Here is a 19,175-nt window from a genome sequence, read left to right on the forward strand (position 1 = left end):
AATTCGGATATTCGTAATGAAAACTGGTAAAGAGCTGAAACCCGGTACTGTCATCAAGCTCGAAAACGACCCTTGGTTGGTTCAGAAAGCTGAATTCACCAAGTCCGGTCGTAACAGCGCAATCATGAAGACCAAGCTGAAAAACCTGCTGACCGGTTACAAGACCGAAATCGTTTACAGCGCCGATGACAAACTGGACGACGTAATCCTCGACCGCAAAGAAGCGACCCTGTCCTTCATCAGCGGCGACACCTACACGTTCATGGACACCACTGACTACACCATGTACGAGCTGAACGCCGAAGACATCGAAGCTGTTCTGCCATTCGTCGAAGAAGGCATGACCGATGTTTGCGAAGCGATCTTCTTCGAAGAGCGTCTGGTTTCCGTTGAACTGCCGACCACTATCGTGCGTCAGGTCGACTACACCGAAGGTTCCGCTCGCGGCGACACTTCGGGCAAGGTGATGAAGCCTGCCAAACTGAAAAACGGTACCGAGCTGAGCGTTGCAGATTTCGTTGAAATCGGCGACTGGATCGAGATCGACACCCGTGAAGGTGGCTCCTACAAGGGCCGCGCAAAGGTTTAAGCCAGGCTTAAACTGCGTGTGTAAACCGACCACGGCAGATTGCCGGGCGGTTAAAAAAATGCCCATATCGCAAGATATGGGCATTTTTTATGCGAGTGACGGGCAAAAAAAATCCGGAGTCCTTAGCGGATTCCGGATTTTTCAGCTTCCTGAGCAGCGAGGTATTGAGGCCAGGAAGCTGGCCTCTTTACGCGACCCGCAGCCGAGTCAGACCAGCTTTTCAAACTCGGGGATAGCTTCGAACAAGTCCGCCACCAGGCCGTAATCAGCCACCTGGAAGATCGGCGCTTCTTCGTCCTTGTTGATCGCAACGATCACCTTGGAGTCTTTCATACCGGCCAGATGCTGGATCGCGCCGGAGATACCGACGGCGATGTACAGCTGTGGCGCGACGATCTTGCCGGTCTGACCGACCTGCATGTCGTTCGGTACGAAGCCTGCGTCGACCGCGGCGCGGGAAGCGCCGACAGCAGCGCCCAGCTTGTCGGCCAGGGCGTACAGGTGTTTGAAGTTGTCGCCGTTCTGCATGCCACGGCCGCCGGAAATGACGATCTTGGCAGCGGTCAGTTCCGGACGATCGGACTTGGCCAGTTCTTCGCCGACGAAGCTGGAAGTGCCCGCGTCGTGAGCAGCAGCGACGGCTTCAACAGCCGCCGAACCGCCAACAGCTGCAACCGGGTCGAAACCGGTAGCACGCACGGTGATCACTTTCACGGCCGCCGAAGATTGCACGGTAGCGATAGCGTTACCGGCATAGATCGGACGCTTGAAGGTGTCAGCGCTTTGAACCGAGATGATCTCGGAGATCTGGTCAACGTCCAGCGCAGCAGCAACGCGCGGCAGGATGTTTTTGCCGTTGGAGGTCGCGGCAGCCAGGATGTGGCTGTAGCCCTTACCCAACTCGGCAACCAGAGGAGCAACGTTTTCCGGCAGTTGATGCGCGTAAGCAGCATTGTCAGCAGACAGTACTTTACTCACGCCAGCGATTTTCGCAGCGGCTTCAGCCACAGCGCCAACGCCTTGACCGGCAACCAGAACGTGGATGTCACCACCGATTTTGGCGGCAGCAGCCACAGTGTTCAGCGTGGCCGGGGCCAGCACTTTGTTGTCGTGTTCAGCGATTACCAAGATAGTCATGATTAGATTACCTTCGCTTCGTTTTTCAGTTTCTCGACCAGTTCAGCCACCGACTTGACCTTGATACCCGCGCTGCGTGCAGCCGGCGCTTCGACTTTCAGGGTCTTGGTGGTGGAGGCGGTGGAAACGCCCAAAGCGTCCGGAGTCAGCACTTCGAGAGGCTTCTTCTTGGCTTTCATGATGTTTGGCAGGGACGCATAACGCGGCTCGTTCAAACGCAGGTCGGTGGTGACGATGGCCGGCAGTTTCAGGGAAACAGTCTGCGCGCCGCCGTCGATTTCGCGGGTCACGGCAACCTTGTCGCCACTGACTTCGACTTTCGAAGCGAAGGTGCCCTGACCGTAGCCGGTCAGTGCAGCCAGCATCTGGCCAGTCTGGTTGTTGTCGCTGTCGATGGCCTGTTTGCCAAGGATCACCAGCTGTGGCTGTTCCTTGTCGACCACCGCCTTGAGCAGCTTGGCCACGGCCAGGGAGTTCAATTCATCAGCAGATTCGACGAGGATGGCCCGATCGGCACCCAGCGCCAGGGCGGTACGCAGCTGCTCTTGAGCAGTGGTCGGACCGATGGAGACGACGACGATTTCAGTCGCAACACCTTTCTCTTTCAGGCGTACGGCTTCTTCCACTGCGATTTCGCAGAAAGGGTTCATCGACATCTTGACGTTAGCGAGGTCGACGCCGGAGTTGTCCGCTTTGACGCGAACCTTGACGTTATAGTCGACCACTCGTTTGACAGCTACAAGAACCTTCATGGATTCCTCGTTACTCTCCGGTGAAAAGAAAGTCGCCCAGGCGAACCTGGCGATTGATGCTCATGGGCGCAAGGGCACCTCTAAAAACGCCGGCGCTTACTACAAAGGAATAACAGATGACCGTTCGTCAGTGATGACCGACAAGTCATTCTTTATCGCGGCGTGTAAACTTTGCGCCAAACCTGCGCAACGCGTCACCTTGTACTGCCTTCGCCCTGTCTTTAGAGGTGCTCTTGAAACCAACAGTCAGCCTACGGCGAGCGCAAAACCGCCCGTATATTGACCGGAACGCCTATTCCGGTCAATACGGCAAAATGGTCAGTTATAAGCCGCGCTGCTTTGATTTATCTGGCTTCCAGCAAATTCAAACAAACGTTTGTATTGGACGCTGAGAGTGGTGTAGATATAATGCGCCGCCTAGAGAGAAAGGTGGATCACCCATTGTCTCCTCCGCGCATGCGCGAAGGAAATAACGGATGCGACATAAAACCTCCAATTAGAAAAAACTGTTGAGCCCTGAGTAGGAGATAGCCTGTGGAACGCGAATACATGGAATTCGACGTGGTCATCGTCGGTGCCGGCCCCGCTGGCCTGTCTGCCGCCTGCCGACTGAAGCAAAAGGCCGCCGAAGCCGGTAAGGAAATCAGCGTCTGCGTGGTCGAAAAAGGCTCCGAAGTCGGTGCTCACATCCTCTCCGGTGCCGTGTTCGAACCACGCGCCCTGAACGAATTGTTCCCGGACTGGAAAGAACTCGGCGCGCCGCTGAACACGCCGGTCACTCGCGATGACATTTTCGTTCTCAAGAACGCCGACAGCGCGCAGAAGATTCCTGACCTCTTTGTGCCCAAGACCATGCACAACGAAGGCAACTACATCATCTCCCTGGGCAACCTGTGCCGCTGGCTGGCCCAGCAGGCCGAGAACCTGGGCGTGGAAATCTACCCGGGCTTCGCGGCTCAAGAGGCGCTGTTCGACGAGAACGGCGTGGTCCGCGGGATCATCACCGGTGATCTGGGCGTCGACCGCGAAGGCAAACCGAAAGAAGGCCTGTACACCCCCGGCATGGAACTGCGTGGCAAATACACGTTGTTCGCCGAAGGTTGCCGTGGCCACATCGGCAAGCAACTGATCAAGCGCTTCAACCTCGACAGCGACGCCGACGCTCAGCACTACGGCATCGGCCTGAAAGAAATCTGGGAAATCGACCCGGCCAAACATCAACCAGGTCTGGTGGTCCACACCGCCGGCTGGCCGCTGGATATCATGGGTACCGAGAACACCGGTGGTTCTTTCCTCTATCACCTGGAAAACAACCAGGTGGTCGTCGGTTTGATCGTCGACCTGTCCTACAGCAACACTTACCTGTCGCCGTTCGACGAATTCCAGCGCCTCAAGCACCACCCGGTGCTCAAGCAATACCTGGAAGGCGGCAAGCGCATCAGCTACGGCGCCCGCGCCATCAGCAAAGGCGGTTTGAACTCACTGCCGAAAATGGTCTTCAAGGGCGGCGCGCTGATCGGTTGCGATCTCGGCACCCTGAACTTCGCCAAGATCAAAGGCAGCCACACCGCCATGAAGTCCGGCATGCTCGCCGCCGATGCCGTGGCTGACGCGCTGTTCGCCGGCTCCGAAGGCGCTGATGAACTGAACACCTATGTTGATTCGTTCAAAGCCAGCTGGCTCTACGAAGAACTGTTCGCCAGCCGTAACTTCGGCCCGGCGATCCACAAGTTCGGCGCTATCGTTGGCGGCGGTTTCAACTGGCTCGATCAGAATATCTTCGGCGGCAAGCTGCCGTTTACCCTGCACGACACCAAGCCGGATTACGCCTGCCTGAAGCTGGCGGCCGACTGCAAGAAGATCGACTACCCGAAACCCGACGGCAAAATCAGCTTCGACAAACTCAGCTCGGTGTTCATCTCGGGTACCAACCATGAAGAAGAACAGCCGTGCCACCTGAAGCTGACCGACGCGGGCATCCCGATCGGCAAAAACCTGCCGCTGTACGATGAGCCTGCTCAGCGCTACTGCCCGGCTGGCGTGTATGAAGTGATCACCAAGGAAGACGGCGAGAAGCGCTTCCAGATCAACGCCCAGAACTGCGTGCACTGCAAGACCTGTGACATCAAGGACCCTGCGCAGAACATCACCTGGGTTGCGCCGGAAGGCGCTGGCGGTCCGACCTATCCAAACATGTAAGTCGGGTAGTCCGATATCGAGCCTCCCTGACGGGGGGCTTTTTTATGGGAACTCACCAAGTACCGGGAATTGGGCGGGATATAAATCTCGTCTTCTCTCGATCCTGGGTGAAACTCTTTCGTTAATGGATGTCCAACCCTTACAGCCAGCAGGCTTAGCAGATCCCAAGGCTTGACGTGCTCTCATCCAAATACGTTACCTCCCGATATTCAGCATTTTGAGGACTACATCATGCGTTTAACATTGCCCGCTTTGTTTGTTGGGCTTTTGGTCGCACAAGGCGCGATGGCCGCCGGTGATGGCACCGCTGCGGTGGGTGGCGGTCTTGGTGGTGCGCTAGGGAATGTGATCGGCGGACAAATGGGCGGCAGCACCGGTGCGGCAGTTGGCGCGGGTGTTGGTGGTGCTGCGGGCAGTGCTGTCGGAGCTCGCAAGGGCAGCAGGACTGAAGCTGCCATTGGTGGTGGTATCGGCTCGGCGGCAGGTTCGGTCGTGGGTAACAAACTGGGTGGTTCGACCGGTTCTACCATCGGCGCCGGTCTTGGCGGCGCAGCGGGTGGTGCCGTGGGTAGCAACCTGGCCAACGATGGCCGCGATAGTCATTCAGGTGGCAAGCGGCACGGGCACAAGCACAAGAACAAATACAAACACGACTGATTTTTTATCGGTTGGCGTGAAAAAGCCCGGCTCAGTGCCGGGCTTTTTCGTGTCGAAAGTAAAGCAAGCGTCGATGCCTCGATCAGGATTTCGGGTTGTTCATGCAGACGTCTTCGCGGGCAAGCCCGCTCCTACAAGGGTTGCTCGGGACACCTGATCAATGCTTTCACCTCAACCCGGCTTTGTGGCAAGTTGCAGGCCCTGATGAGGCTGGAACCCGATGGCAAACCCCTATCGCGAATTATTCAACGCCCCCGGCGCCAGAGCCTTTGTGCTGGCGGGGATGATTGCGCGGATGCCGATCTCGATGACCGGTATCGGCCTGATCACCATGCTCGCGCAGTTGCAAGGCGGCTACAGCCTGGCGGGTGCGGTGGCGGCGACGTTTGCCTTGGCCACGGCAATCTGCGCGCCGCAGGTTTCGCGGATGGTCGATCGCTATGGCCAGGGGCGGGTGCTGCCGATTTCTGCGTTGATTGGTGGCGGGGCGTTGTTGATGGTGTTGCTCTGCACTCGGCTGCAAGCGCCGCATTGGACGTTGTTTGTATTCGCCGCGCTGGCCGGTTGCATGCCGAGCATGTCGGCGATGACCCGGGCACGCTGGACCGAGTTGTATCGCGGCGAGCCGCAGCTGCAAACGGCGTATGCGCTGGAGTCGGTGCTCGATGAAGTGTGTTTCATCATTGGCCCGCCGTTGTCGGTGGGCTTGTGCGTCGTCGCGTTTCCCGAGGCCGGCCCGCTGGCGGCGTTGCTGATGCTGGCGGTCGGCGTGACGGCGTTTGTCTTGCAGCGTGGGACCGAGCCGCCGGTGCATCCCCATGAGCATCATGAGCGTGGCTCGATCATTCGCTCGGGGGCGATTCGTCTGCTGATGGTGCTGATGGTTGCCCTGGGCACGATTGTCGGTGTGGTCGATGTGGTCAGCGTGGCCTTTGCTCAGCAAGAGGGTCACCCCGCGGCGGCGAGCATTGTGCTGTCGATGTATGCCATCGGTTCGTGTCTGGCGGGGCTGGCCTTTGGTGCGTTGAAACTGGATATCCCGCTGCCGCGACTGTTTCTGTATGGCGGGGTGGCGACAGCGGTGACCACGCTGCCGCTGCTGCTGGCCGGTGACATCTTCGGCCTGTCGATGGCGGTGTTTGTGGCGGGATTGTTCTTTTCCCCGACCTTGATCGTGGCCATGGCGTTGGTAGAGAACCTTGTGCCGCCGGCCAGGCTCACCGAAGGCCTGACCTGGCTGGTCACCGGGTTGAGCATCGGCGTGGCGATCGGCGCGGCCAGTTCGGGCTGGCTGGTGGATGCCTTCGACGCCCGCAGCGGGTTCTGGGTTGCGCTGGCGGCGGGTGTCGTGGTGTTGGGGGCGGCAATACAGAGCTTTCAACGCCTGGATTGACTATTGACACTTGTACCCCTGGCCAAGGGCGCGGTGTTTCTGTTGCGCGCCATCCCGTTCGATAACGTCGATGAGGACATGCTGAAAAAACCACAACGCTGGCAGCCGGGTGATGTCGGGCGCTTCATGCTGTTCTTCGGATCGATCAGCTCGATCTTCGACATCCTGACCTTCGCCTTGATGTGGTACGTCTTCGATGCAACTACGCCGGATCATCAAACCTTGTTCCAGTCCGGCGGGTTCGTGGTTTTGGCTGGCAATAAAAAAGGTGCGCCTGATGATCCGGACTCTCTGGTCGAGTGTAAGGAAATGGTGGGTTTTTTACAGAAAAGTCCTACATGAAAACGGCGGTGTCTCGCATAGCCTGCTGCCCTTACGAAAGCCGGCAGGCGCAAGCCTGTTGGAACGTCATTGTCAGGGTTGCCAAAGATGTCGAATAAAGCGTTACGCATTTTGATTGCCGACGAGCAGCATTTCCATCGAATGAAAATCGAGCGGATGTTGAATCAGTTGGGGTATTTCCGCATCGCCCCGGTGCATTCCATTGAAGAGCTTTTAACCCTGGTGGAGTACGACAGCGAGCCGTTCGATCTGGTGATGATCAGTACGTCACTGACTGTCGGAGTCGACCTCGAGTAGTTCCCCCGCACCTGGATTTGCAGGTTTCAAGGTTACCGTTCGTCTGAACTGTCATTTCTGACAGGTAGCTGAGCCCGCGTTAGCGTGCGAGAGTATTCGCGCAAGCGCAGCGGCGATGCGCTCCCTCGCAGTTGCGCCGCAGATACCGGGCGGTGGGCTGTTTTTGTAGGAATTCTCATGAATAGAGTTCTGGTTGTGGATGATCATCCGGTCATTCGAGCCGCGGTCAGGATGGTGCTGCAGAAGGAAAAATTCCACACGATTCTGGAGGCCTGCAATGGCGTTGAGGCTGTGCAGATGGCCCGCGCACATCAACCCGAGCTCATCGTGCTGGATATCGACATGCCCGGACTGGATGGACTGGAAGTCTTGAACCGGCTCAAGGACCTGGAGTCGCCATGCCGGATACTGGTGTACACGTCGTACGAAGCGGTTTTCTATTGCACCCGTTGCATGAGAAGCGGCGCCTCGGGTTACGTTTCAAAAGCCAATGATCTGGAGGAGTTGAGCAAAGCGATCAGTGCGCTGAGGTCCGGTTATACCTATTTCCCCCGTTTGCCTTCCAGTTCGGTGAATCCGGACCATCTCCAGTACACGGAAATGCAGCTGATCGAGAAATTGTCCGACCGGGAACTGACGATTTTTCAAGCACTCGCCCAAGGTTGGACTAACAAGGAAATTGCCAAATCGATGATCTTGAGCCACAAAACCGTCAGCACCTATAAAACCCGCTTGATCGAAAAGCTCAAGGTGACGTCGGCGGTCCATTTGAGGGATTTGGCCATTCGTAATCGTGTGATCTGAATGAACACATCGCTGCGCAAAGGCCTGACAGCCTTGATGCTTTTCGGCTCGCTGTTTCTTTCGACGGGTGCTGGCGCCGAGCCACAAGCCTTGCATCTGCTGGGCCGCTCTACGGTTCAGGATTATCGCGTCAAGCTGGATGAGGCGCACTGGCGCTGGCTGCGGGAGAGGGGCACTTTACGGCTGGGCACCTCGGCGCCGGACTATGCGCCGTTCGATCTGACCCTCAATGACCACGATTTCGAAGGGATTACCGCGGACTACGCGGATTTGCTCGCTCAGTTGCTGAACATCAGGATCGAGGTGCGGCGCTATGAGTCTCGTGAGGCGGTGATTGGCGCACTGAAACGCGGGGAGCTGGATCTGTTAGGTACGGCCAACGGTTTTGAAGCCGCCGACCCTGAGTTAGCCATGTCCGGGGCTTACGCCGACGACTTGCCGACCCTGGTCACCCGTACTGGCGCCAGCAGCGACTTGCCGACCGACCTTGCAGACAAGCGCGTGGCCATGCTCAATCACTACCTACCGCCTCAGGCGGTTCGCGACTTCTATCCTCACGCGAGTCTGCAACTTTATCCGTCGACATTGAGCGCCATCGGTGCGGTGGCGTTTGGTCAGGCGGATGTGTACCTCGGTGACTCCATCAGCGCCAATTATCTGATCAACAACAACTACCTGAACAATGTCCAGCTGGCGGACTTCTCCCGAATGGAGATGAACCCGTTTGCCTTCGCCATGGATCGCGACAACCTGCGCTTGCGGCGGGTTGTCGACGCGGCCCTGGAGGCGATCCCGGTCGGCGAACGCATGACCATCCTGCGTCGCTGGAGCTCCGGTAGCGCGAGCTTCGCCAGTCAGCAAGGGTTGCACTTCAGCGTCAGCGAACAACGCTGGCTGGAGCAAAATCCGCGGCTGAAAGTAGCGATGATCGATGACTTTGTACCGCTTTCATTTTTCGATGAAAAGGGTGAGTTTCGCGGGCTCAGCGCGCAAGTTCTGGCCCGGATCAGCCTGCGTACCGGGTTGAAGTTCGACGTGCTGCGAGGCAGCTCGTTGAACCGGCAAATCGAGAAAGTGAAAGACGGCACGGCTGACCTGCTGGCGGTTATTACGCCTAGCACCGAGCGCGAGGCCGAGTTGCGTTTCACTCGTCCCTATCTGCTTAGCCCGTTTGTGTTGGTCACGAGCACGCGCGCCGCAAGTCCCAATACACTGGATGATATGGCTGGCAAGCGCCTGGCGCTTGTTCGCGGCAAAGGCTTGCGTGAATTTGTTTTTGCAGCGGCTCCCGACATCCGCTTCATTGATGTGGATAACCAGGCTCAGGCGATGGAAATGCTCGCCGATGGACAGGCCGATGCTGCACTGGTCTCATTGATCAGTGCGCGTTACATGATTTCCCGGCGATACCGCGACCGTTTACATATCACCAGTACCGTGGGCCCGGAACCGGCGCGTATTACCTTCGCCACCAACCGCGGTTCCCTCGAGTTGTATTCGATTTTGAACAAAGCCTTGTTGAGCATCCCGCCGGAAGAACTGGATGAGTTGACCAACCGCTGGCGCAATGAGCCGGCGGTGGAGGACAGCTACTGGCTACGCTATCGTGCAGTGATCATCAAGGGTTTTGCGTCCGCTGCGGGATTGCTATTGCTGGCGTTGGGCTGGATCGCTTATCAGCGAAGTCTGATCCGCAAGCGTCAGCAACTGCTACTGCAACTGCAGCAAGCCAAGGATGCCGCTGACGACGCCAATCGGGCCAAGACCACCTTTCTGGCGACCATGAGCCATGAAATCCGTACGCCGATGAGCGCGCTGATCGGCATGCTCGAACTGGCGATGAAAAAAGCCGAGCAGGGTGTCGCCGACCGTTTTGCGATTGAGGTCGCGTCTACCGCGGCGGGTGATTTGCTGGGCTTGATCGGCGACATTCTGGACATCGCCCGGATTGAGTCGGGGCATCTTTCCTTGACCCCCGAGCGGACCCCTATACGAGCGCTGGTTGAGTCTGTCGCGAGGGTCTTCGAAGGCCTGGCGCGAGACAAGCACTTGCGATTGGTGCTGGATCTGGACCTCAAGAGTGACCCTGAGGTACTGATCGATCCGCTGCGCTTCAAGCAGATCATTTCCAACCTGCTGAGCAATGCCATCAAGTTCACCCGCGAAGGTGAAGTGCGCTTGACGATGCAGGCCGAACCTGGCACTCACCAAGGGCATTTGGCTATTCGCCTGCGGGTCGAGGACACCGGCATCGGTATCAGCGTCCAGGATCAGCAGCGCTTGTTCAGCCCGTTCACTCAGGCGGGTAACTGCGCTCAGTCAGCGCATAGCGGATCGGGTCTGGGGTTGGTCATCAGCCGTTCGCTGTGTGAAATGATGGGTGGCCAATTGCGGCTGAGCAGTGTTCCGGGCCAGGGGACGCAGATCGAGGTCACGTTGCAGGTGCTGGTTTTGCAGGCGGTGGCTGAACCGACACCAGCTGCCACCGCCGAGCAGTTGCCCACTGAATCGCTGAATATTTTGGTGGTTGACGACTACCCGGCCAATCGTCTGTTGCTGTCCCGGCAATTGAGCTATTTGGGCCACTGCACACTGGAGGCCAAGGACGGTGAACAGGGCCTTGAGTTGTGGCGCAATCGTCCGTTCGACGTGGTCATCACCGATTGCAATATGCCGATCATGAACGGTTACGAATTGGCCGGCGCCATTCGCGATGAAGAGCAGGCCAAGGGCCTTGAGGCCTGCTTGATCCTCGGTTTTACCGCTAATGCCCAGCGCGAGGAGCAGGTTCGTTGCAGGGCGGCGGGGATGGATGACTGTCTGTTCAAACCTATCAGTCTGCGTGACCTGAGCGCCCGACTGGCATCCAGGACTCCAGGCGCGACGTCGATAGTGCTTGAAGAGAACACGGAGCCAACCTGCGCTGAGATTGACCTGAGCGGTCTGGAGCAATGGGTCGGCGCAGACCGGACGCTGATCAACGATTTGTTGCGTGAACTGGCCTCCAGCAATGAAAAAGACCTGGCCCGGTTGCAGGATTTTGACATTGACCGCGACCATGATGGCCTCATGGAACTGGCGCACCGGATCAAGGGCGGCGCCCGGATCGTCAAGGCGCACCGCTTGATCCTGTGTTGCGAACGTCTGGAGGCGGCCCTTGGTGCGAGCGATGCCGCCGCACTGACGCACGCGGTCGCGGCCCTACAACAGGCCATGGAGCGCCTGACCCGGTATCTGGGTCAGCACTGAGTGAGCGATTCACCGATTTCGCGGGCAAGCCTCAGGACTCAGGACATATCGCTCTGGCTGAACTCTTCACCCAGGAAATCGATCAAGGTTCGCACCGACGGCAACAGCCCGCGACGGGACGGGAAGATCGCGTGAACAATGCCGGATTTTGGCGCCCATCCCGGTACCAGTTGAACCAGTCGACCGGCGGCCAGATCCTCGCGCACCACCACGCTGGGCAGGTGGGCGATGCCGATTCCGGCCAGCACCGCATGGCGCAGGGCGATCAGATCGTCAGTGACCATCCGCGGATGATGGCGGATCACCGCGCTGGCGGCATTCGGGCCGAACAGTTCCCAGTGATATTCACGCTGCGCCGCGCCCCAGTGCAGGCTCGGCAGGCCGCTGAGATCAGCGGGCGTGGCCGGTGACGACAGACGCGGCAGAAAGTCCGGACTGCCCACCAGGCATTGGGTGCTGTTACCCAGCACTTTCATCACCATATCGCTGCTTCCCAGCGGCGGAAATCGCACCCGCAGGGCGATATCGAATCCTTCGTGGATCAGGTCGACCCGGCGGTTGGTGCTTTCGATAAACAGTTCCACCAGCGGGTATTTGAGCATGTAGCGGGTCAGCATTGGCCCGACCCATGAATTGAGCAGTGCCGTCGGGCAACTGATACGCACCAGTCCTTGAGGCTCGGAACGGTTGCGCTCGATGACTTCTGCCGCGCTTTCCGCTTCCACCCGCATGGCCAGACAACGCTGGTAATACGCCTGGCCGATCTCGGTCAGCGAACAATGCCGACTGGTGCGGTGAATCAGCCGTACGCCGAGGCGTTCTTCCAGCTGCGAAATACGTCGGCTGAGTTTCGACTTGGGCATGTCCAGGGCACGCCCGGCAGCGGCGAAACCACGGTGCTCCACCACCTGAGTGAAGTAGTAAAGGGTGTTCAGGTCTTCCACTATCGTTCTCCAAATAGAACGCTATGGGTGATTTTTGCAGTCTAGCGCAGCAAAGGTGTCGGATTTAAGGTGTGTCCATGGTTTCACTCAGCCACTTTTGGAGGCACACCATGAAAAACATCATCGGTATCTACACCAGCCCAAGAGCGCATTGGGTGGGCGACGGTTTCCCGGTTCGCACGCTGTTTTCCTACGACAATCTGGGCAAACACATCAGCCCGTTCCTGCTGCTCGATCACGCCGGCCCTGCCGAATTCACCCCGACCACGCAACGACGTGGCGTGGGGCAGCATCCTCATCGCGGTTTTGAAACTGTGACCATCGTCTACAAGGGCGAACTGGAACACCGCGACTCTACCGGCAGCGGCGGCAAGATCGGCCCGGGTGACGTGCAATGGATGACCGCCGCTTCAGGGATCCTGCACGAGGAATTCCACTCCGAGGATTTCGCCCGCAGCGGCGGCACCCTGGAAATGGTCCAGTTGTGGGTCAACCTGCCGGCCAAAGACAAAATGGCTGACGCCGGCTACCAGACCATCCTCGATGGCGATATTCCGAACCTGCCGCTCAGGGACGAGGCCGGCAACCTGAGACTGATCGCCGGTGAATTCGACGGTCACAAAGGACCGGCGCGGACCTTCACCCCGATCGATGTCTGGGACATTCGCTTGAACGCCGGCAAGGCGCTGACGCTGGACCTGCACGAAGGCCGCAACACGGCATTGGTGGTGTTGCGCGGCACGGTTCAGGTCAACGCTCAGGAGCTGGTTCGGGAAGGGCAGCTGGCCTTGTTCGAACGCAACGGTGATCAGTTGATGCTCCAAGCCAATAACGATGCCGTAGTGCTGCTGCTCAGCGGCGAACCGATCGACGAACCCATCGTCGGCCACGGCCCGTTCGTGATGAACACCGAGCAGGAAATCCATCAGGCGTTTGCCGACTTCCAGTCCGGACAGTTCGGCCAGATGAATGGCTGAGCAGATTGCTGTTTCGCTGTGGCGTGTCGAGCGGATGTGACTACGCTTGCTTGGCCGCGATTTAACGAAATCCCAGTGCCGCAGCTGTGGCACGAACTCCGGTTTCACCTACGCCGGCCTGTTCGGCATCGATAAAAAGCGAGGAATAACCCAATGACTACCTCTTATAAGCGTCTGGACAAGGATAATGCCGCCGTTCTGTTGGTCGATCATCAGGCTGGCCTGCTGTCGCTGGTTCGCGATATCGAACCGGACCGGTTCAAGAACAATGTGCTGGCACTGGCCGACCTGGCCAAGTACTTCAAGCTGCCGACGATTCTCACCACCAGTTTCGAAAGCGGCCCCAACGGACCGCTGGTGCCTGAGTTGAAAGCGCTGTTCCCGGACGCGCCGTACATTGCTCGTCCGGGGCAGATCAATGCCTGGGACAACGAAGACTTCGTCAAGGCGATCAAGGCCACCGGCAAGAAGCAACTGATCATCGCCGGTGTGGTGACCGAGGTTTGCGTGGCATTTCCGGCGCTCTCGGCCCTGGCTGAAGGTTTCGACGTGTTCGTGGTGACCGATGCTTCCGGCACCTTCAACGAGCTGACCCGACAATCGGCCTGGGATCGTATGTCGGCATCCGGTGCGCAACTGATGACCTGGTTCGGCCTGGCGTGCGAGTTGCACCGCGACTGGCGCAACGATGTGGAAGGGTTGGCCACCTTGTTCTCCAACCACATCCCCGACTACCGCAACCTGATGACCAGCTACAACAGCCTCTCTAACGGCAAATAAACCTCGTTGTAGGAGCAGCCGGTCGACGCTCGATTGCTCGCGATGGACGTTAACGATAACGCGTGTTTCTGAGTAAACGCGTCGCCCTTGAGTCCATCGCGAGCAGGCTCGCTCCCACATTGGATTTGTACAGGTCCATAAGTCAGCACATAACCCTGTGGGAGCGAGCCTGCTCGCGATGGCGTCCAAACAGCCACCGAAAATCCAGGCTCCAACCCGATTGGCATCCTCAACTTCCCAACAATTGGCTATTTGTGCAGACCACAGACGGAGCTAACGTAACCGCACCCCACTTGTTATGGAGCACACCATGCAACCTCGTATCGATTTCTACACGGCTTCGCCGGACGCCTTCAAAGCCATGCTGGCGCTGGAAAATGCGGTATCGAAACTGCCGCTGGAAAACAAGCTGATTGAACTGGTCAAGCTGCGCGCTTCGCAGATCAACGGCTGCGCATTCTGCGTCGACATGCACACCGCTGATGCCCGCAAGCAGGGTGAAACCGAACGTCGTCTCTATGCCGTTTCGGTCTGGCGTGAAACTCCCTTCTTCACTCCGCGCGAACGTGCGGCACTGGCCTGGACCGAGGCCTTGACCCGTCTGAGCGAAACCCACGCCCCGGATGAGGACTACGCACTGCTGAGCGCCGAATTCAGTGCCAGCGAAATGGTCGACCTGACCATGGCGATTTCCACTATCAATAGCTGGAACCGTTTGGCGGTAGGCTTTCGCAAGTTCCCGCAGGAATAAACCGGATCCGTCACTTGGCCTCAATGAGCATCGGCAGACGGCGCCACCGGTGGTTTTGACCTTGCGCATCCAGGGCCACCGGTTTTCCCTCATTCGTGGTCGATCAAATGCCCAGGCGTTCAGGGCATCAGTACGATCGCCCCCTTGACCTGTCCTTGTCGCAGGCAGGCGAGTGCGGCATTGGCGTCTTCCAGAGCAAAGCGGGTGACCTGGGAACGAACGGGGGTGTGACGAATTTCGGCGAAGAACGCCTTGCCGTCCTCACGGGTCAGATTGGCCACCGATCGCAGCATTCGTTCACCCCATAACAGTTGATAGGGAAAGCCCGGAATATCGCTCATATGGATGCCGGCGCAAATCACACAGCCACCCTTGATCGTTGCCGCAAGGGCCAGAGGTATCAAGGCTCCGACGGGGGCGAAGATCAGCGCGGCGTCCAGGAGCTGCGGCGGCGACTCTTCTGACGACCCGGCCCAGACGGCGCCCAGTTCTCTGGCGTAATCCTGGCCTTGGGTGTCGCCAGGGCGAGTGAACGCATAGACCTGCTGGCCACGCCCCAGCGCGATCTGGATGACCAGATGGGCGGCAGCGCCAAAACCATAGAGACCCAGGCGCCGCGCTGTTCCCGCCAGGCGCAAGGCTCGAAAACCAATCAGCCCGGCACACAGCAACGGCGCGGCCTCGACAGGCGATAGTACGGCTGGAATGGTCAGGCAAAAGCGCGCATCGGCGCAGGCGTAGTCGGCATAACCTCCATCGAGCTGACATCCAGTGAACAGTGCCTGGTTACACAGGTTCTCCCGTCCTGACAGGCAGAAAGCGCAGGTTCCGCACGCCCAACCCAGCCAGGGAACGCCCACCCGTCGGCCTATCCAGTAAGGTGCCACTTGCGAGCCGACGGCCACGACCCGGCCGACAATTTCATGGCCGGGCACCCTGGGCAACACGGCTTGCGCGAGCTCGCCGTCGAACAGGTGCAGATCGGTACGGCAGACACCGCAAGCCAGCACCTTGATCAGCAATTGATGGGCATCGGGTGTCGGGACCGGACGCTCTTCCAGCTGCAAAGGCTGGCCAGGGGAATGCAAGACCATGGCGCGCATGACCATCCTCCAGAGAAAGTGACCCCCCAATCACCCATAGTATTAATACTGTAGTTCGTAGCGGCTTTATTGATGGGCGAATGCTCGCGCAGCCGGGGAACATAGGCTTCGATGCGTCAGTCAAATGTTATGTAGGTATGTATGAAGCCGACGCCATGGATACGACGAACAACTCGATCCTGGAGGCAGACCATGAGCCAGTATCAACGGCTGTTACTGATTATCAACCCGGCGTTGCGCCGCTCCCCGGCGATACACCGTGCTGCTGCCCTGGCCAAAGCCAGCGGGGCAAGTTTGCATATCGCGGCGTTGATAAGACCTATGGATATCCTTTCACTGCTCGAAAAAAGCATTCAGAACAAAACCCGCGAGACTTACCTGCAGGACCATAGCGTCTGGCTCAAGGGTGAAGTGGCAAGAATGCGCAGCAGGGACATCGACGTCACCTTCGAGGTGACCTGGGCCGACGACCTGCAGCAGGAAATCCTCCAGCACGTCATGGAAATGCAGCCTGACGTGTTGATCAAGGAAGTGCAGCATGAGCCGGTGATCAAACGTGCCTTCATCACGCCGATGGACTGGCACCTGCTGCGAGAGTGTCCGGTTCCGGTTTACCTGGTCGGTGCGAGCGGCCATACGCTACCGCACAAGGTCGTTGCGGCAGTTGATCCTTCGCGGCCGTCGTCGCAAAACAGCGAGCTCAATGACCGGATCATCGAGCAAGCGACCAGCCTGGCGCTGCAATGTGATGCCGAGCTACATCTGGTGCACGCTTATGACGTGTCATCGGTTTACCTGGGCGATGCGGGAGGCGGCGGCCTGGTGCTGTCGGACCTGACCCGGGAGCTGCGCCACTCGCTGGAAAAATCCTTTCTCACGCTGGCCGAACACTATGGCGTGCCGTCCGAGCGCCGGCATTTCATTCTGGGCCAACCGGTCTCGGTACTGGCCGAATTCGTCAGCGAGCATCAGGTGGATGTCATTGTGATGGGCAGAGTGCACCGCCGCGGCGTGGGAAGGCTGATCGGTAGCACGACTGAACATATCCTGTATCAGGTGCCCTGCAGCATTCTTGCGGTCTAGGGTCGGTACGAGTCGGCGGGGCTTACCATCTGGAGGAGGTTGTTAAATGAATCATTATCCCTCTCAGCAAACTGTCTTGCGTGACAGGACTGCCGCCGGCAAAAGTCTGGTGGAGCCGCTGCTCAAATACGCTGGAAAAGCCGATGTGATTGTCCTTGCCTTGCCTCGGGGCGGCGTTCCGGTCGCCTATGAAGTCGCCACGGCCCTGGAGGTGCGCCTGGACCTGATGCTGGTCCGCAAGCTCGGCGTTCCGTCCCACCAGGAGTTCGCCATGGGTGCCATTGCCAGCGGCGGCATACAAATAGTCAATGAGGATGCATTACGGGCTAACTACATTGATCAACAGACGCTTGAGGCCGTGGTCGCACGAGAAGGCCAGGAGTTGCAGCGTCGCGAGCGCGCCTATCGGGCCACGCGTGCGCCCATCAAGTTGCAAGACCAGGTGGTGATTCTGGTCGATGACGGGCTGGCCACAGGGGCTTCGATGATGGCGGCGGTTCACGCCGTGCGCCTGCAAAAACCGGCACGCATCGTCGTCGCCGTACCGGTGGCGCCGGTCGAGACCGCAGAGGCGCTGCGCAGCGAAGTGGATGAGCTGGTTTGCCCGCTCACCCTCGAATGGATGATGTCGATTGGCAATTGGTACATGAACTTTTCCCAGACCTCGGACGAAGAGGTCATTGATCTGTTGCAACGCGCCTGGCAACGCGAATCGGAGCCGGGACGGGGCGCGTCCTAAGGTAATTCCAATGCTGAAACTAGAACATCGAAAGCTGGATCTGGCGGACGTCGAGTTAGCCGCTGATTTGCGTTTGCCCGCACTCGCAGACGGCGTGGTGGTATTCGTCCATGGCAGCGGCAGCACTCGTTCGAGCCCGCGTAACCTGCAGGTTGCACAGTCTCTGGCCGAGCGAGGGCTGGGCACGCTGCTGTTCGATCTGCTCACCGAACCGGAACAACGCGTGGACAACCTGACCGGGGAGTTGCGCTTTGATATCGCGCTGCTCTCCAGACGGCTGGTGGGGGTGATCGACTGGATAGGGCGCAGTGCGCAGTTGCAATCGTTGCGCATCGGACTGTTCGGCGCGAGCACCGGGGCCGCCGCGGCGTTGTTGGCAGCGGCGCTGCGCCCGGAGGTGGTGCACGCCGTGGTCAGCCGAGGAGGGCGGACCGACCTGGCCGGGTCAGCGCTGGCGCTGGTGAAGGCTCCAACCTTGCAAATCGTCGGAGGTCAGGACCCGACGGTGCTCAACCTGAACCGCCAAAGCGCCCAGGCCCTGCAGTGTGAACAACGGCTGGAGGTCATAGCCGGTGCCACCCATCTTTTCGAAGAGCCTGGAACCCTGGAGGAAGTCGCCAGACTGGCTGGCGACTGGTTTGCGGTGCATCTGCACAAAAGATCGTCCGAACGCGACCCGAACCCGTAGGAGCCGAGCTTGCTCGCGATGGCGGCCTGACAGCCGGCCTGGCTCTTGCGGATGTACACCGATCCAATGTGGGAGCCGAGCTTGCTCGCGAAGGCGGCCTGACAGCCGGCCTGGCTCTTGCGGATGTACACCGATCCAATGTGGGAGCTGGCTTGCCTGCGAAGGCGGCCTTCCGGCCGGCCTGGCTCTTGATGGTGTACATATCCATTCCTGCGGTAACGGCCACTTAGGGTTTCGCCCTTACGGCGCCTCCCTTTGGCAAACGCCCCAAAGGAAGCAAAGGTCTTCGCCCCGAGCGTCCGGCACCTCGCTAAGGCTCGGTGTTCCCTCGCTCCGGCATTCATCAGGGGGCATCGCCCTCCGGTCTGCTTCGCGACGACCTCCATGCGATGTCCTCGGCTTCGCCGAGGGGCGCTGCGCGCCAGTCCCCTGATGAACACCTCCGTTCGGCCTGCCGAAGGGGCGGGTAGATCAAAAGCCAGATCAAAAGCCAAAGCGAGGCGGCCTACCGGCCGGCCTGTTTGGTTGGTCGGGTGTACGCCGATCTAATGTGGAAGCGAGCCTGCTCGCGATGGCGATCTCAAGGCCGCCATCGCCGGCAAGCCGTGCTCCTACGGGGATTGGGTACACCTGATAATTTGCGGGTGCGCAGGGTTGGCGGAGCTGCCGCAGGTTCGGGCCACCAATCTTT

General features: G+C 58.9%; 17 protein-coding genes and 2 pseudogenes. 15 read left to right on the forward strand and 4 right to left on the reverse strand.

Going from position 1 to position 19,175, the window contains the following annotated elements; all coding sequences use genetic code 11:
* Positions 1–16: 16 nt before the first annotated feature.
* A complete protein-coding gene (locus AC3I0A_RS08240) occupies positions 17–589 on the forward strand; it encodes an elongation factor P (protein ID WP_419117214.1) in 573 nt (190 codons plus the stop codon).
* A gap of 207 nt (positions 590–796) precedes the next feature.
* On the opposite strand, the gene AC3I0A_RS08245 is transcribed toward AC3I0A_RS08240, so the two are convergent.
* A complete protein-coding gene (locus tag AC3I0A_RS08245) occupies positions 797–1,726 on the reverse strand; it encodes an electron transfer flavoprotein subunit alpha/FixB family protein (RefSeq protein ID WP_489377191.1) in 930 nt (309 codons plus the stop codon).
* A 2-nt stretch (positions 1,727–1,728) separates the two neighbouring features.
* Complete coding sequence (locus AC3I0A_RS08250; protein WP_489377192.1) at positions 1,729–2,478, reverse strand: electron transfer flavoprotein subunit beta/FixA family protein; 750 nt, start codon at positions 2,476–2,478, stop codon at positions 1,729–1,731.
* Between AC3I0A_RS08250 and AC3I0A_RS08255 the strand changes: the two genes are divergently transcribed.
* From AC3I0A_RS08255 to AC3I0A_RS08290, 8 genes and pseudogenes are all read left to right on the forward strand, one after another.
* Positions 2,477–2,761 carry a hypothetical protein gene (locus tag AC3I0A_RS08255; protein WP_489377193.1) on the forward strand — a complete coding sequence of 95 codons (285 nt, stop codon included), beginning with the start codon at positions 2,477–2,479 and terminating at the stop codon, positions 2,759–2,761. The genes AC3I0A_RS08250 and AC3I0A_RS08255 overlap by 2 nt on opposite strands.
* Before the next feature lie 251 nt (positions 2,762–3,012).
* Complete coding sequence (locus tag AC3I0A_RS08260) at positions 3,013–4,677, forward strand: electron transfer flavoprotein-ubiquinone oxidoreductase (protein ID WP_489377194.1); 1,665 nt, start codon at positions 3,013–3,015, stop codon at positions 4,675–4,677.
* A 231-nt stretch (positions 4,678–4,908) separates the two neighbouring features.
* A complete protein-coding gene (locus AC3I0A_RS08265; protein WP_489377195.1) occupies positions 4,909–5,334 on the forward strand; it encodes a glycine zipper domain-containing protein in 426 nt (141 codons plus the stop codon).
* Between the two features lie 220 nt (positions 5,335–5,554).
* Positions 5,555–6,727, forward strand: coding sequence for an MFS transporter (locus AC3I0A_RS08270; RefSeq protein WP_489377196.1), 1,173 nt, complete (start codon positions 5,555–5,557; stop codon positions 6,725–6,727).
* 48 nt (positions 6,728–6,775) lie between these two features.
* Positions 6,776–6,976, forward strand: a pseudogene (locus AC3I0A_RS08275) (hypothetical protein); the annotation flags it as partial.
* A 180-nt stretch (positions 6,977–7,156) separates the two neighbouring features.
* Positions 7,157–7,351 (forward strand): annotated as a pseudogene (locus AC3I0A_RS08280) (response regulator); the annotation flags it as partial.
* A gap of 192 nt (positions 7,352–7,543) precedes the next feature.
* Positions 7,544–8,170, forward strand: a complete 627-nt coding sequence (locus AC3I0A_RS08285) for a response regulator (RefSeq protein ID WP_489378451.1) — start codon at positions 7,544–7,546, stop codon at positions 8,168–8,170.
* Positions 8,171–11,419 (forward strand): ATP-binding protein, encoded by a 3,249-nt coding sequence (locus AC3I0A_RS08290; protein ID WP_489377197.1) that lies wholly within the window; start codon positions 8,171–8,173, stop codon positions 11,417–11,419. It abuts the gene before it with no gap.
* 38 nt (positions 11,420–11,457) lie between these two features.
* Here AC3I0A_RS08290 and AC3I0A_RS08295 read toward each other — a convergent pair whose 3' ends face one another.
* On the reverse strand, positions 11,458–12,366 hold the full coding sequence (locus AC3I0A_RS08295; RefSeq protein WP_489378453.1) for a LysR substrate-binding domain-containing protein: 909 nt from the start codon (positions 12,364–12,366) through the stop codon (positions 11,458–11,460).
* A 107-nt stretch (positions 12,367–12,473) separates the two neighbouring features.
* Between AC3I0A_RS08295 and AC3I0A_RS08300 the strand changes: the two genes are divergently transcribed.
* From AC3I0A_RS08300 to AC3I0A_RS08310, 3 genes are all read left to right on the forward strand, one after another.
* Positions 12,474–13,340: a pirin family protein gene (locus AC3I0A_RS08300; RefSeq protein WP_489377198.1), complete on the forward strand. Its 867-nt coding sequence runs from the start codon at positions 12,474–12,476 to the stop codon at positions 13,338–13,340.
* A 153-nt stretch (positions 13,341–13,493) separates the two neighbouring features.
* Positions 13,494–14,120, forward strand: a complete 627-nt coding sequence (gene ycaC, locus AC3I0A_RS08305) for an isochorismate family cysteine hydrolase YcaC (RefSeq protein WP_489377199.1) — start codon at positions 13,494–13,496, stop codon at positions 14,118–14,120.
* Positions 14,121–14,430: 310 nt separating this feature from the next.
* The gene (locus tag AC3I0A_RS08310) at positions 14,431–14,871 is read left to right on the forward strand and encodes a carboxymuconolactone decarboxylase family protein (protein ID WP_489377200.1); all 441 of its coding nucleotides are present in this window, start codon (positions 14,431–14,433) and stop codon (positions 14,869–14,871) included.
* 119 nt (positions 14,872–14,990) lie between these two features.
* Here AC3I0A_RS08310 and AC3I0A_RS08315 read toward each other — a convergent pair whose 3' ends face one another.
* A complete protein-coding gene (locus AC3I0A_RS08315; protein WP_489377201.1) occupies positions 14,991–15,974 on the reverse strand; it encodes a zinc-dependent alcohol dehydrogenase family protein in 984 nt (327 codons plus the stop codon).
* A gap of 192 nt (positions 15,975–16,166) precedes the next feature.
* Here AC3I0A_RS08315 and AC3I0A_RS08320 point away from each other — a divergent pair, with 192 nt between their 5' ends.
* From AC3I0A_RS08320 to AC3I0A_RS08330, 3 genes are read left to right on the forward strand one after another with little or no spacing between them, the layout of a single operon-like run.
* Complete coding sequence (locus tag AC3I0A_RS08320) at positions 16,167–17,057, forward strand: universal stress protein (RefSeq protein ID WP_489377202.1); 891 nt, start codon at positions 16,167–16,169, stop codon at positions 17,055–17,057.
* 46 nt (positions 17,058–17,103) lie between these two features.
* A complete protein-coding gene (locus AC3I0A_RS08325; protein ID WP_489377204.1) occupies positions 17,104–17,796 on the forward strand; it encodes a phosphoribosyltransferase in 693 nt (230 codons plus the stop codon).
* 10 nt (positions 17,797–17,806) lie between these two features.
* Positions 17,807–18,484, forward strand: coding sequence for a dienelactone hydrolase family protein (locus AC3I0A_RS08330; protein WP_489377205.1), 678 nt, complete (start codon positions 17,807–17,809; stop codon positions 18,482–18,484).
* The last annotated feature ends 691 nt before the right edge of the window (positions 18,485–19,175 follow it).

Source organism: Pseudomonas sp. KH_024_B2, assembly GCF_057839965.1.

Excerpts from the sequence above, each read along its gene's own strand:
- AC3I0A_RS08240 (WP_419117214.1), top strand. The coding sequence starts at position 17 with ATGAAAACTGGTAAAGAGCTGAAACCCGGTACTGTCATCAAGCTCGAA.
- AC3I0A_RS08245 (WP_489377191.1), bottom strand. The coding sequence starts at position 1,726 with ATGACTATCTTGGTAATCGCTGAACACGACAACAAAGTGCTGGCCCCG.
- AC3I0A_RS08255 (WP_489377193.1), top strand. The coding sequence starts at position 2,477 with ATGGATTCCTCGTTACTCTCCGGTGAAAAGAAAGTCGCCCAGGCGAAC.
- AC3I0A_RS08250 (WP_489377192.1), bottom strand. The coding sequence starts at position 2,478 with ATGAAGGTTCTTGTAGCTGTCAAACGAGTGGTCGACTATAACGTCAAG.
- AC3I0A_RS08265 (WP_489377195.1), top strand. The coding sequence starts at position 4,909 with ATGCGTTTAACATTGCCCGCTTTGTTTGTTGGGCTTTTGGTCGCACAA.
- AC3I0A_RS08270 (WP_489377196.1), top strand. The coding sequence starts at position 5,555 with ATGGCAAACCCCTATCGCGAATTATTCAACGCCCCCGGCGCCAGAGCC.
- AC3I0A_RS08285 (WP_489378451.1), top strand. The coding sequence starts at position 7,544 with ATGAATAGAGTTCTGGTTGTGGATGATCATCCGGTCATTCGAGCCGCG.
- AC3I0A_RS08290 (WP_489377197.1), top strand. The coding sequence starts at position 8,171 with ATGAACACATCGCTGCGCAAAGGCCTGACAGCCTTGATGCTTTTCGGC.
- AC3I0A_RS08300 (WP_489377198.1), top strand. The coding sequence starts at position 12,474 with ATGAAAAACATCATCGGTATCTACACCAGCCCAAGAGCGCATTGGGTG.
- ycaC (WP_489377199.1), top strand. The coding sequence starts at position 13,494 with ATGACTACCTCTTATAAGCGTCTGGACAAGGATAATGCCGCCGTTCTG.
- AC3I0A_RS08310 (WP_489377200.1), top strand. The coding sequence starts at position 14,431 with ATGCAACCTCGTATCGATTTCTACACGGCTTCGCCGGACGCCTTCAAA.
- AC3I0A_RS08315 (WP_489377201.1), bottom strand. The coding sequence starts at position 15,974 with ATGCGCGCCATGGTCTTGCATTCCCCTGGCCAGCCTTTGCAGCTGGAA.
- AC3I0A_RS08320 (WP_489377202.1), top strand. The coding sequence starts at position 16,167 with ATGAGCCAGTATCAACGGCTGTTACTGATTATCAACCCGGCGTTGCGC.
- AC3I0A_RS08325 (WP_489377204.1), top strand. The coding sequence starts at position 17,104 with ATGAATCATTATCCCTCTCAGCAAACTGTCTTGCGTGACAGGACTGCC.
- AC3I0A_RS08330 (WP_489377205.1), top strand. The coding sequence starts at position 17,807 with ATGCTGAAACTAGAACATCGAAAGCTGGATCTGGCGGACGTCGAGTTA.